The organism is Bacteroides fragilis NCTC 9343 (assembly GCF_000025985.1).
Taxonomy (GTDB): domain Bacteria; phylum Bacteroidota; class Bacteroidia; order Bacteroidales; family Bacteroidaceae; genus Bacteroides; species Bacteroides fragilis.
Map to the genome: position 1 here is coordinate 2,765,431 of NC_003228.3, position 12,701 is coordinate 2,778,131.

The 12,701-nt window shown below is 35.5% G+C and carries 12 protein-coding genes and 1 tRNA gene; 7 read left to right on the forward strand and 6 right to left on the reverse strand.

Annotated elements, in window-relative coordinates; genetic code table 11:
- Positions 1-10: 10 nt before the first annotated feature.
- From BF9343_RS11190 to BF9343_RS11205, 4 genes are all read left to right on the forward strand, one after another.
- Positions 11-391 carry a TraR/DksA family transcriptional regulator gene (locus tag BF9343_RS11190; protein WP_005777736.1) on the forward strand — a complete coding sequence of 127 codons (381 nt, stop codon included), beginning with the start codon at positions 11-13 and terminating at the stop codon, positions 389-391.
- Positions 392-508: 117 nt separating this feature from the next.
- On the forward strand, positions 509-1,141 hold the full coding sequence (locus tag BF9343_RS11195) for a lipoprotein signal peptidase (protein ID WP_005787678.1): 633 nt from the start codon (positions 509-511) through the stop codon (positions 1,139-1,141).
- 10 nt (positions 1,142-1,151) lie between these two features.
- Positions 1,152-2,198, forward strand: coding sequence for a DUF4296 domain-containing protein (locus BF9343_RS11200; RefSeq protein WP_010992987.1), 1,047 nt, complete (start codon positions 1,152-1,154; stop codon positions 2,196-2,198).
- Between the two features lie 8 nt (positions 2,199-2,206).
- Positions 2,207-2,536: a hypothetical protein gene (locus BF9343_RS11205; protein ID WP_005787682.1), complete on the forward strand. Its 330-nt coding sequence runs from the start codon at positions 2,207-2,209 to the stop codon at positions 2,534-2,536.
- Here BF9343_RS11205 and BF9343_RS11210 read toward each other — a convergent pair.
- Positions 2,490-3,251, reverse strand: a complete 762-nt coding sequence (locus BF9343_RS11210; protein ID WP_005787685.1) for a TrmH family RNA methyltransferase — start codon at positions 3,249-3,251, stop codon at positions 2,490-2,492. The genes BF9343_RS11205 and BF9343_RS11210 overlap by 47 nt on opposite strands.
- Positions 3,252-3,621: 370 nt before the next feature.
- Between BF9343_RS11210 and BF9343_RS11215 the strand changes: the two genes are divergently transcribed.
- Positions 3,622-4,134 carry an energy transducer TonB gene (locus BF9343_RS11215; protein ID WP_005787688.1) on the forward strand — a complete coding sequence of 171 codons (513 nt, stop codon included), beginning with the start codon at positions 3,622-3,624 and terminating at the stop codon, positions 4,132-4,134.
- Between the two features lie 121 nt (positions 4,135-4,255).
- Positions 4,256-6,568 (forward strand): translocation and assembly module lipoprotein TamL, encoded by a 2,313-nt coding sequence (gene tamL, locus BF9343_RS11220; RefSeq protein WP_005787690.1) that lies wholly within the window; start codon positions 4,256-4,258, stop codon positions 6,566-6,568.
- A gap of 88 nt (positions 6,569-6,656) precedes the next feature.
- Here the strand turns inward: tamL and BF9343_RS11225 are convergent, their stop codons facing one another.
- From BF9343_RS11225 to BF9343_RS11240, 4 genes are all read right to left on the reverse strand, one after another.
- Positions 6,657-7,211 carry a DUF3332 domain-containing protein gene (locus BF9343_RS11225; protein WP_005787692.1) on the reverse strand — a complete coding sequence of 185 codons (555 nt, stop codon included), beginning with the start codon at positions 7,209-7,211 and terminating at the stop codon, positions 6,657-6,659.
- Between the two features lie 121 nt (positions 7,212-7,332).
- The gene (locus BF9343_RS11230; RefSeq protein WP_005787693.1) at positions 7,333-7,770 is read right to left on the reverse strand and encodes a DoxX family protein; all 438 of its coding nucleotides are present in this window, start codon (positions 7,768-7,770) and stop codon (positions 7,333-7,335) included.
- Positions 7,771-8,318: 548 nt separating this feature from the next.
- A complete protein-coding gene (locus tag BF9343_RS11235; RefSeq protein ID WP_005787699.1) occupies positions 8,319-8,846 on the reverse strand; it encodes a hypothetical protein in 528 nt (175 codons plus the stop codon).
- A 589-nt stretch (positions 8,847-9,435) separates the two neighbouring features.
- Positions 9,436-9,508, reverse strand: a tRNA-Lys gene (locus tag BF9343_RS11240).
- A 522-nt stretch (positions 9,509-10,030) separates the two neighbouring features.
- Between BF9343_RS11240 and BF9343_RS11245 the strand changes: the two genes are divergently transcribed.
- The gene (locus BF9343_RS11245) at positions 10,031-11,173 is read left to right on the forward strand and encodes an OprO/OprP family phosphate-selective porin (RefSeq protein ID WP_010992988.1); all 1,143 of its coding nucleotides are present in this window, start codon (positions 10,031-10,033) and stop codon (positions 11,171-11,173) included.
- 157 nt (positions 11,174-11,330) lie between these two features.
- On the opposite strand, the gene BF9343_RS11250 is transcribed toward BF9343_RS11245, so the two are convergent.
- Positions 11,331-12,542 carry an MFS transporter gene (locus tag BF9343_RS11250; protein WP_008768825.1) on the reverse strand — a complete coding sequence of 404 codons (1,212 nt, stop codon included), beginning with the start codon at positions 12,540-12,542 and terminating at the stop codon, positions 11,331-11,333.
- Positions 12,543-12,701: the final 159 nt, after the last annotated feature.

Genomic DNA, 12,701 nt, shown 5'->3' on the forward strand with positions numbered 1-12,701 from the left:
AGTAAAAGTTATGGCAGAAAAGACAAGATATTCGGATGCGGAACTAGAAGAATTCCGCGCCATCATCAATGAAAAACTGGAATTGGCACAACGTGACTATGAACAGTTAAAACTAAGTCTAATGGGACTGGACGGAAACGATACAGATGACACGTCTCCTACATACAAGGTTTTGGAAGAAGGAGCGAATACGTTGTCAAAAGAAGAAACCACACGTTTGGCACAACGCCAGTTGAAGTTTATTCAAGGCTTGCAAGCTGCTTTGGTACGTATCGAGAATAAGACGTATGGCATCTGCCGCGAAACTGGAAAGTTAATTCCTGCAGAGCGTCTGCGTGCTGTGCCTCATGCTACACTGAGCATCGAAGCAAAGAACAGTGGAAAGAAATAAATAGTAGGCTACGAGCTACCTGTTACAAGAAACAAGGGTTTCACACAACTATATTGTGTTCCTCTTTTTGATTGTCATTGGTAGCTCGTAACTTGTATAACTGATAGCTTAACAAAGATGAAAAAACTACTCACGAAAGGACAAATCGCTATACTCGTCATTTTTTCTGTCTTGATTATTGATCAGGTCATAAAGATTTGGATCAAAACTCACATGTATTGGCATGAAAGTATTCGCATTACGGACTGGTTTTATATCTATTTCACTGAAAATAATGGTATGGCGTTTGGAATGGAGCTTTTTGGGAAACTCTTTTTAACTACATTCCGAATCGTTGCAGTAGGATTAATAGGATGGTATCTATACAAAATCGTAAAAAGAGGATTAAAGACCGGATATATTATCTGTGTATCATTAATTCTAACCGGTGCATTGGGTAATATCATCGACAGTGTATTCTATGGAGTCATCTTCAACGAAAGTACACATTCACAAATAGCCAGTTTCATGCCTGATGGCGGCGGTTATTCTACTTGGTTCTATGGTAAAGTTGTCGATATGTTCTATTTCCCGATCATTGATACCAACTGGCCGACATGGATGCCTTTTGTCGGAGGAGAACATTTTATTTTCTTCAGTCCGATCTTTAATTTTGCAGATGCCGCCATTAGTTGCGGAATTATTGCCTTATTACTATTCTACAGCAAATACCTGAATGATTCATATCATCATTCTGTGACTAAAAAGTAAAAAACAGGTAATGAAAAAGTTTTTCCGATTTCAATTATGTTGTATTTGTCTTTTGGTACTGATTGTATCTGCTTGTAAGGTGAAAAGGCCGGACAGCGTCATATCAGAATCGGAGATGGAAAATTTATTATACGATTATCACATTGCCAAAGCGATGGGAGAGAACATGCCCGGTGGTGAGAACTATAAAAAGGCATTGTACGTCGAAGCAGTATTCAAAAAGTATGGTACGACAGAAGAAGTTTTCGACTCATCAATGGTATGGTATACCCGAAATACAAAAATATTATCGGAAATCTATGAGAAAGTGAACAAAAGACTGAAAGCGCAGCAAAATGCCATCAACCATCTGATTGCATTACGTGACAATAAACCTAAGATGTCTGCTCCGGGTGACAGCATCAATGTTTGGGCATGGCAGCGAATTGCTCAATTAACAGAGGCTCCATTAAACAATAAATTTACGTTCACTCTACCTTCTGATACGAACTTCAAAAAACGCGATGTGTTGCTTTGGAAAATGCAATATAACTTCCTGAGTGAAATTCCTGATTCAACAATGGCTCCAATAATGGCTATGCAGATTGTTTATGAAAACGACACAGTGACCCATAGTTGTGTGAAGCACATTTTTAAATCTGGCATTCAAAATATTCGTCTCCAATCGGATACAATGAATATCAAGGAGATAAAAGGATTTATCTTTTGTCCGCTATCTGAGGAATCAATAACACTTCTGGTCAGTGATATTTCATTGACCCGTTATCATGCAAATGATTCAATAACACAGATAAGTAAAGATTCTCTAAAAACTGATTCAATAAAAGAAAAAAGTAAAAACGATTCTATTCAGAAGAAAACTCCCAAAGACACTATTCAAGCATCATCATCCCATCAACGTACGAATCCGAACGATCTGAATCGTCCTAATAATGATGTCCGGCCTATTAAACCGGAACAACGTGAGAAAGAGATGCAGATAGAAAAAGAGAAACAGCAATTGGAAAGACAACAAAGGACCAATCCAAGGAGGCCATTACGTCGTCAGAATAATTAAGAGAGAATATGAAGCGTTTTGCTGCACATTATTTATTTGTTCCGGGAAGTGGATTTTTAAAGCAATATGCGATAGAAATAGAAGGAGGATATATTTGTCATATCTTTCCTTTCAGCGAAGAAATAGAGTCTGTAGAATGGTTTCCGGGTGTCATACTACTGACTCCACAAGAAGAATCAGATATAAATACTTTGTTTAACTTTACTAATATAGAAAAACAAAGTATTTATATTCCGAAAGTTACCATAGATATGAAATGGCGGGCTTATTTATTATATCCTTTCAATTTTGTTACAATGCAGCCTGTCGCCGAAACTCTGCACAGACAATTGCAGTAGCAATAGCAACATTTAGTGATTCTGAAGTCTCTCGTTCTGCAGGATAGTTAGGGATATATAACTTACGGTTTACCAGCTTCTCTATCTCAGGGCTGATACCATTTCCTTCGTTGCCCATTATTATAATTCCATTCTTCGACAAGGGTTGTTCATACATATTTTCCCCATCTAAAAGAGTACCATATACAGGTACATTCCCTAACGAATGCATCAAGTCCGGTAAAGCTGTATAATACACTTTTACTCTGGCAATTCCTCCCATTGTGGCTTGTATTGTCTTGGGATTGAACACATCAACTGTGTTGGGCGAACAAAAAATGTGCTCAATTCCGAACCAATCGGCAAGACGAATGATCGTACCAAGATTTCCAGGATCTTGTATATCGTCCAAAGCCAAACACAAAGAATTGCGGATAGCTTCCATATCGATTTCATATTCAGGTTGTTCAAACAATGCTAATACCTGTTGTGGTGTCTTCAACAGACTGGTACGGGAAAGCTCCTCTGAAGTTACTTCAATGACTTCTGCTGCTTGAACTGCAGGATGTTCCTCAAGCCAATCAGATGTTGCTATCAATAGTTTACAAGGGAAATATCCTAATACATCACCAACAAGCTTCGGACCTTCTGCTAAAAAAACTTTTTCCTCTTTCCTGATTTTCTTTAATTCCAGCGAACGAATATATTTTATTCTATTTTTACTTAATATGCTCATCTAAATCTCATTTTATGGCAAAGCTATAAAGATATTCTTAATTAGCTATCATATTTACCTTCCTTTTATGGATTAATTTCATTCCCATTAACAATATTTACATTGATAAAATCGTATAATCTACTTAATTTTAGTAGATTTGTTATACGATATTATATTGATATACAAAGTAGAGAATCCTTTTACGAATAATATATGAAATATAATAAAAGAAAAGAATTATAATTTACTGTTTTTAGAAAAAGTTCCTCCTCTATTAAATATAGAAAAACTTTAAACAATAGGTATATATCAGAATCCTTGGAATATATTGAACGGCTGCAGCAAATTTAAATATTCACTCAAGTATTACCTTTAAAAACTAATTGAAATGTTGAACGAAAAAAGAACTCAAAGAATTATGAAAAGTAAATTCCTGATATTTTTGTCGGCAGTAGCCATGCTGTTATTATTTAGCAATTGTGGAAGCAAAACAACAAGTAATGATCAGGCCACTACCGAAGTGAAAGACACTGTCACTTCAAAAGAAGAAGCTGTACCGGATAGTGTATCTATCTTGGGAGACCAGGTATATGATATAGTGAACACAGCTCCCGAATTTCCGGGAGGAATGAAAGCGTGTCTCGAGTTTCTCTACAAGAATATTACTTATCCGGCACAAGCTATTGAAAGTAAGCAGGAAGGTCAGGTTGTGATACAGTTTGTTGTTACCAAAAATGGTAAAATTATTGATCCGAAAGTTGTGAAAAGTGTATCTCCATCACTTGACGCAGAGGCCATACGGATCATAAATTTAATGCCTGACTGGACTCCGGGAAAACAAAAAAATGGTCAGGAAGTGAATTCACGGTTTACACTTCCAGTCCGTTTTACACTTAAATGATATAATCATCTATAAAAATGCCGGAAGATGCTTTTCAGCTCTTCCGGCATTTTTATTTCCCAAAACGAAAAATATGGTTTATATTTGTATCTTGTTTGGCATAATCTATTAAAAACCGTATATGAAGAAAGGGATTCTTTACACGATTCTTCTTTATCTTGCTTTGTCACTGGCTTCGTGCTCTGCCACTAAGTTTGTACCGGATGGCTCTTATCTATTGGATGAGGTAAAAATACATACTGACAATAAAGAAATAAAACCTTCGGACATGCGACTTTATGTTCGCCAGAATCCTAATTCTAAATGGTTCAGTACCATCAAAACCCAGCTATATGTATATAATTGGTCCGGACGGGATTCTACAAAATGGTTCAATCGATTCCTGCGTAAAATAGGAGATGCTCCGGTAATATACAATGAATCCGACGCTATACGCTCTCAAGAAGAAATTGCTAAAGCAGTGCAAAATTTAGGATATATGGGAGCTAGCGTAAAAAGAACTACAAAAACGAAAAAGAAAAAGCTAAAATTATTTTATGAAATCACTTCAGGCAAACCTTATATTGTACGTACACTGAAATATGATATTTCTGATAAGAAAATAGCAGAATATCTTCGGAATGATTCTACCCAATCAATGTTAAGAGAAGGAATGCTTTTCGATGTAAATGTACTCGATGCGGAACGACAGCGCATTACAGACTATCTATTATGTAACGGTTATTATAAATTTAATAAGGATTACATTACTTATACAGCTGACACTGCCCGCAATACCCATCAGGTGGATCTCACTTTACACTTATTACCTTATAAAACTTATGTCGGAGATACTCCTAAAGAGCATTTTCAGTATAAGATTAACAAAATCAATTTCATTACCGATTATGATGTTCTGCAATCGTCAGCTTTGAGTAGCATTGAGATCAACGATTCCTTGCATTATAATGGATTTCCGATCTACTATAAAGACAAGCTATATTTACGTCCCAAAGTGTTAGTGGATAACCTGAGATTTGCATCCGGAGATTTATATGACGAACGTAATGTACAGAAGACTTATACTTACTTTGGGCGACTATCGGCGCTCAAATATACTAATATTCGTTTTTTCGAAACTCAAAATGGTGATAGCACCCAATTAAATTGTTATGTCATGCTAACTAAAAGCAAGCATAAATCTATCTCTTTTGAACTGGAAGGCACTAATTCTGCAGGAGATTTGGGAGCTGCCGCATCTGTTTCTTTTCAACATAGAAATTTATTCCGCGGCTCGGAAACCTTCATGGTAAAGTTTCGTGGAGCATACGAGGCTATTTCGGGATTACAACCGGGTTATAAGAACCATAACTATACTGAATACGGAGTCGAAACAAGCATTAATTTCCCCAATTTCTTGTTTCCTTTTCTCACGTCTGACTTTAAACGACGAATAAAAGCAACTACAGAATTCGGCTTGCAATATAATTATCAATTACGTCCGGAGTTCTCACGTACCATTGCCTCGGCTTCTTGGAGCTATAAATGGATGCAAAAACAGAAAATACAGCATCGCATCGATTTGTTGGATATCAGTTATCTCTATCTGCCTTGGATTTCGTCTCAATTCCAGGAAGATTATATTAATAAGGATAAAGATAATTATATTCTCAAATATAATTATGAAAATCGTTTGATTGTACGTATGGGATACAATTATAGCTATAATAGTGCGGGTGGAGCTCTTGTCAATAATACAATTACAACTAATTCTTATTCTATACGGGCAGGCTTCGAATCAGCAGGTAATATTCTTTACGGAATTTCGAAAATGATTAATATGAGAAAAAATAAAGATGGCGAATATGCTATTTTAGGTATACCATATGCACAATATTTAAAAGGAGATTTTGATTTTGCCAAAAATATTATTATTGACCATCGTAATTCTCTTGCATTTCATGCCGGAATAGGAATCGCTGTTCCTTATGGAAATGCCAAAGTAGTTCCTTTTGAAAAAAGATATTTTTCAGGAGGAGCAAACAGTGTTAGAGGATGGTCCGTACGCAATTTAGGACCGGGATCCTTTGCCGGAGATGGGAATTTCATGAATCAATCCGGAGATATTAAACTGGATGCAAGTATCGAATACCGTACTCGTCTATTCTGGAAGTTTCGTGGAGCAGCATTTATCGATGCAGGAAATATATGGACTATTCGTGAATATGAAAATCAGCCGGGTGGTGTTTTTGAATTTGATAAGTTTTATAAGCAGATTGCCGTTGCTTATGGATTAGGGCTCAGACTTGACTTAGACTTTTTTGTACTTCGCTTTGATGGGGGGATGAAAGCTATAAATCCTAAATATAAAAAAGCAAAAGAGCGCTATCCTATTATTCATCCTAGATTCAGCCGCGATTTCGCATTCCATTTTGCAGTAGGCTATCCATTCTAGTTATACATTACAGGGAGATAGATACAAAAAAGATGAAACTTACTCTCAGAGTTTAAGTTTCATCTTTATATTTTATTTATTTCAATAATCAACGTGCAGCAAAGAGCAGTCCACCCATTGTAGCCTGACGTGCAGCCATCATACCTTGTGCATCAAGAGTTACATTCATTTTATCTCCATTCGGTAAGTTCATTTCAGCAGTACCGTCATTGTTCATTTTCAATAGCTCTGTGCTAACTCCATCGGCAACAACATTCCAAGTATTTGCTTCTTTATTATAAATCAACTCCATAGCTGAATCTTCACCTTCTTTAGTGATAGAATAGCCATTTTCAAGAGTCTTTACTAAATAATCCCCATTCTCACCTTTCACTTTCTTAACATCACCTACATTAGCCATCGGGTTGGTTCCACTCCAGAACTCAATAGAATTGATAACCAAAGCGTCCGCCAGATAAGCAACACCATATACCGGAACGATATTTAAAGCAAGAAAAACAAGTTCATTCACAAATTTCGTACCAATAGACTGGTTCCAGGAAGAAATACGATTAAACAGTCCGAATGATCCTACACATGAACTAAATAGGATAGTACCACTGAGAAAAATGGCAGCAACCAAAGTCAATCTGTTCTTTTTCATACTAAATTTATTATTTGTTATTACGTTAATATTATAGATCATTTATATAAAAATGATCCAGTTATATGCTGCAAATATAATCTTTTTAGTCAAAGAGAACAAATTTAGGTTACTTTTCCATTTACAATTTTCGTTTGTTTTTGAGTTGTCGTCCTATCACATAATCAACTGAATATTTCCCGGGACCACTAATATACATCAAAACAAAAATAATCAGATATACTAACGCCAGCTCTTTCATTGCAAAAATATCATTGGCATGAATAACAAAGAATGCAATTACCATAGTAAAAATCATCGGAATCATAGCCAATCTATATAAGAAGCCTATAATAAAGGCCATTGAACATGCCAACTCTGCAAAAACAGCCAATCCTAAAGAGAGGGGAGAACCCAGCCCTAATGGATCAGGAAAGGATGTGGAAAGTTCCTGAAAATTGCTCCACTTTTGTATACCATGATTCATCAACAACAGGCCAAACGAAATTCTTAGAATCAACAAGAATAGAGATGCTCCGGCACTGTCTGGTTTTAGAGGAAATAAAAATTTGTAAATCATAAGTTTATATTTTTAGATTTTATAATATAAACAACTGGCAGTTTTGTATTGTTTACTTGATACAAATCAAATAACGATAAAATCTGAAAAAAACAAGAATAATATCCGACCCATAAATTATCACTTTTGTTATATCAATAAACATTAGCGAATATAATCATGAAAGAAATATGGAAGTTCTTGAAAAGTTGTCTTGAAGAAATAGGCAGAAATATTCTCAAAGAGTATGGCTATTCCGATGATTAATAACTGTTTTATTAAATATTGACTTCAAAGAAAATGCATTGCTTCAAAAAGGCAATGCATTTTTTATCGGTATTGCAAAAAAAATATAATGTGAGCATCTTTTTGATATCTGATCTGTTATATCAACAATATAAAAAAAAGTAACTATGGACTATCTATTTTTCTATCTATTCTTTTTGTTCATTATATGGACATTTATCGTAAAAAGTATACATGATGCACCCGAAATGGAAGATATCGAGTAGAATCTATAAAAAAATAAAGGAGGATCTATACAATAGTATGTCCTCCTTTCATTATTTCTATTTATTATTCTCCTTCGAGGAAGGAGCAATGTAGTCTTCCTTAATGAATTCATCATATACTTTCTTTGGATGATCAAAAGGAGCTACCCCCGTACGATTTTCATTAAAATTCTCACGTCTGAATTTCTTCAGTTTAAGATTATCTTCAGCATATTCCCGAAGTTTCTTCTTTTCATGCCCATACAATGAGCTGTCCAGAACTTCCGAATCCAACAGACTCTCTTTAGGGGTGATAGATGGTAACAGTTTTTGCTCTAATAATCCACGATAAGCACCATTATACTCACACCATACACAGTCTCCTAAAACAAACAGCCGATAAGTGTATCTGGACCATGCTGTCTTAATAGTCACTTCGCGAGAGTAAATCTCCACAGTTGCCTCCGAATCGAATGCCTGATCACGGATTACAACCAATTTCCTACCCGAAATATCTTCCTTAATAAGGGTCATCCATTTTTCGGAATTCAGAATTTCCCCGATAATATCAGGTAATTTTTCTTTAATTTCAAATTGTATTCTCATATCATTCGCCTGTGGGCCAGGACTTATTAATTGCCCCCAATAATAATCAATTTCCTAAAGATAGTAAGTTTTGGAGTTAAAAACAAAATTAAAACCATTTTTTTCCAGTCTTTTTGCTATAATTATCCATCTATTTACTGTCAAATACATAAAACTCAATATCCTCATCAATTTTACATATAACTTTTCAATCTGAAGGGTATTATCATTAAAAAGAAACTGATGTCAGCGCAAGAATGCTAACATTTCATAAGAACAATGACAAACGTATAAAATCAATTTTTGCCTCATTCGTTCTATTGCTCCTCTGTTCGGTTTTACACCTGTCAATCAGACGATACTCCCATTTAGCGAACTGGTATGTGTACTCCTTTATGGCTGGACTTAGAGAAGTGATATATAAGAAGAAATAAAACAATTTCTAGATAGCAAATGGACGTACTTGTATAGGGCATTTAATTGAACTCATTTGGATTTTTGTATTATCAGAAAGAGAAATTCTCCTCAGATTTTACATTATATCCTGAAATAATAAAAAAGGAAAAACCCTAAAAATAAATGATTTTCAGAGCTTTTCCTTTTTAACTTGTACACCCTCAGGGACTCGAACCCTGGACCCATTGATTAAGAGTCAATTGCTCTACCAGCTGAGCTAAGAGTGCATTGCCATCAAGCATTCTTGATTTCGGGTGCAAAGGTAAACCTTTATTTTTAAATGGCAAATATTTAAGAGACTTTTTTAATACGGAATAATGTCTTTTATTCCGTATAAAGAATAAACTGTTGTTTTTAAGTATCAAGTTGCAAATAATCACACAAAACAAACGATCTCATTCACAATGATGTATAGCAAAGAAGAAATTTTCAGATTAATATTTAGTAAAAAACAAATTACACTTTGAATAAAGAAAAATATTCTAAGGAGTTTTTTAGATAGGCTTTATAATAATCTCCATCGAATAATTCACGTAAACTATTATAATCCAACAGATATGGATATAATATTTTATAAGATCCACTATGCTGATAATTCTCCACATCAATTTTATTGCATTAATATTATAATATTTCAAGCGGTTGGGCATACCATTATATCAATAATTTATAATATTCATTTCATCTATATTTCTTTTGATGTATTTTTGTAGTCGAAATAAACAGCAAAACTAAAAATCTAATAACGAATGAATTTATATTTAAAACACACCTTATTTTATCTATTAGGTATATCTTACGCTTTGATATCTTCAGCACAGTCTAATCCGGATAAACTACAATGTAAAGTGACAGGACGCATGCTTCTGGATGGCGGTGTTTATCTCAAGAATGATAATAATTTTGGTAATGGAGTTGAATTCAGTGATCTTCGGATAGGTGCAAAAGTCGCATATCAAAATTGGGATATGAAACTTGAAATAGGCTATACCGGCAATAAAGCGACAATAAAAGATGCTTTTGCAAAGTACACATACAAGAACCACTCTATACAAGTCGGACAATTCTACGAACCGTTTAGTTTAGAAATGATGTGCAGCACTTTCGACATTCGCTTTAATCAATCTCCAGGAGCTGTTCTTGCATTAACAAACGGCAGGCGAATGGGAATCACTTATAGTTACCGAAACAAACGTTATTATATGTCAGGAGGGGCATTCATGGATAATGAAGTCAACAACCTAAAAAAAGCGTCACATGGATATGCTTTGGATGGCAGGGTAGTATATCGTCCGGTTTTAGATAGCAAGAAGCTTATTCATATAGGTTTTGCGGCCAATTACCGTACCCCTAACGAATCCTTAAATGAAGAAGATAAAAACATATTTATCTATAAATCTCCTGGTGTGAGTACGATTGATAACCGAAATATTGCAATGGCTACTATTGATCATGCAGCGTATCAGATAAAATTTGGCACAGAATTACTGGTTTATTATCACCGTTTCTGCCTGCAAAGTGAATATATACGTACTCATGTGGAACGAGACAATGCTTTTAAGAACTATGTGGCACAAGGAGCCTACCTTCAGTGCTCTTGGCTTTTATCCGGAGAAACTTATCTGTACGATGAATCTGTTGCATGTGCCGGTCGTCCGGAAGGAAAAAGTCTGGAGATTTGTTCACGATTTAACTATTTGACACTCAACGATGAGGATGCCGCCATTTGGGGAGGAGAACAAAAAGATATCTCCATCGGACTCAACTATTATATTAATAAATATATAGGTATAAAATTAAACTATAGCTATCTGATGCCCGGAGCCAGTATAAAAGAGATCAGCCGTAAAAACTTTAGTGTTTTTCAAGGACGATTTCAATTCATTTTTTAATTGGCTATTGCTTCCATCGTCTGATCATATTTCCTATTGTAATCCTATAGAGAGGCTGGATCACCATTTGCGATTCTTTACCGATGATAAGTAAAGAAGCACGAACGGTGATCAGCTTTTTATCAAATAAATGATCAGAGGATAACCAATCCCATATCTATTTACTTTGCTTTTCCATATCTCTGACAGCCGGAATGCACATCATCAAAATTGAGGTAAATACAATTGCTATCCCACAACAGATAAAAATATTGGCTATTCCTAAACTATCAGCAATAAATCCGGTAATGAACAACCCAATGATAGAAGGCAATAAGCTCACGCTGTCAAAAAGAGAAAACACACGTCCTAAATATGCCGGTTTAAACTGAGTTTGCAGTAATGAAGTAAAAGGCCCGGAAAAAAATGGGACAACTATACCTTGTGCCACTGTTAATGCTGCAAAAAGTACAAAACCATCAGCCGGAAGTATTCCACAAAATGCCAATGCCGCACCAAGCAAAAAATAGGAAATAGCAATCAGCAAGGTTTTACGTATCTTTGGATTCCATACACCCAATAAGGCACCACCGGCCAACATGCCAGCACCGAAAAGAGTTTCTATCAAACTTACTTGATATGCTGTTCCCGAGAAATTTTTCAAAGTCATCAACGGCATCAATGCCACCATTGGCATAACAAAAAATGTAACCAGAACTTCAGTTACCATTACCCAACTGACTCCTTTATTACGCATAATTACATTAAATCCATCTCGCATATCATAAAGTACATTTCTAGCTGAGGTATTTTCTTGTTTAGGATTGGGAATATACACAAAAAGTAAAGCTGTACAAGCTATTATAGCTCCCAATACATCTAGAAGCATGACAAGACTCATGTCAAACGCAAGAAGCAATATGGCTCCAAGAGCCGGACCACCAATGTTACAAATCGACTGGATAGCTTGATTGATACCCGCAATGCGCATAAGTTCTTTTTCCGGTGCCAACAATGGTACAGAGGATTTCATGGCAGGCGTATGAAATGCACCGCCAACCGAACGCAACATAAGTAAAAGATATATATGCCATAATTCGATTATATCCAAATAGAACAGTAAAGCGATCACTCCGGAACAGAGAGCGACAAAACTGTCAGCACCAATCATAGTCCATTTACGATTCCAACGATCGACAAAGACGCCGGCAAAAGGGCCTAATAAAGCTTGTGGTAATAAAGCAGCGATAGTTGCAAATGACAATACCTCCGCAGATCCCGTTTTAAGACTAATCCACAAAACAATAGAAAACTGGGCAATAGAACTACTTAGTATAGAGAATAGTTGCCCTGTCCATATAATGATAAACTTTTTCTTCCAATTATTCATAATAAGTTTGATAAAGAATGAAATTATTTCCCTATTGCATCTATACAGAAGAAGAAAGAATAGGATACCTCCCTGAAAAACCTAAGGTATATCTAAAATAGGATGGAACTGTAGCTAAGCCAGCTCCAAATGATTGACGAGTATGTTAAACTGATAAGT

Bases quoted from the DNA above. Each gene is read 5' to 3' on its own strand.
- BF9343_RS11230 (WP_005787693.1), bottom strand. From the start codon at position 7,770: ATGATTTACAAATTTTTATTTCCTCTAAAACCAGACAGTGCCGGAGCA.
- BF9343_RS11200 (WP_010992987.1), top strand. From the start codon at position 1,152: ATGAAAAAGTTTTTCCGATTTCAATTATGTTGTATTTGTCTTTTGGTA.
- BF9343_RS11215 (WP_005787688.1), top strand. From the start codon at position 3,622: ATGTTGAACGAAAAAAGAACTCAAAGAATTATGAAAAGTAAATTCCTG.
- BF9343_RS11195 (WP_005787678.1), top strand. From the start codon at position 509: ATGAAAAAACTACTCACGAAAGGACAAATCGCTATACTCGTCATTTTT.
- BF9343_RS11210 (WP_005787685.1), bottom strand. From the start codon at position 3,251: ATGAGCATATTAAGTAAAAATAGAATAAAATATATTCGTTCGCTGGAA.
- BF9343_RS11245 (WP_010992988.1), top strand. From the start codon at position 10,031: ATGAATTTATATTTAAAACACACCTTATTTTATCTATTAGGTATATCT.
- BF9343_RS11205 (WP_005787682.1), top strand. From the start codon at position 2,207: ATGAAGCGTTTTGCTGCACATTATTTATTTGTTCCGGGAAGTGGATTT.
- tamL (WP_005787690.1), top strand. From the start codon at position 4,256: ATGAAGAAAGGGATTCTTTACACGATTCTTCTTTATCTTGCTTTGTCA.
- BF9343_RS11190 (WP_005777736.1), top strand. From the start codon at position 11: ATGGCAGAAAAGACAAGATATTCGGATGCGGAACTAGAAGAATTCCGC.
- BF9343_RS11235 (WP_005787699.1), bottom strand. From the start codon at position 8,846: ATGAGAATACAATTTGAAATTAAAGAAAAATTACCTGATATTATCGGG.
- BF9343_RS11225 (WP_005787692.1), bottom strand. From the start codon at position 7,211: ATGAAAAAGAACAGATTGACTTTGGTTGCTGCCATTTTTCTCAGTGGT.
- BF9343_RS11250 (WP_008768825.1), bottom strand. From the start codon at position 12,542: ATGAATAATTGGAAGAAAAAGTTTATCATTATATGGACAGGGCAACTA.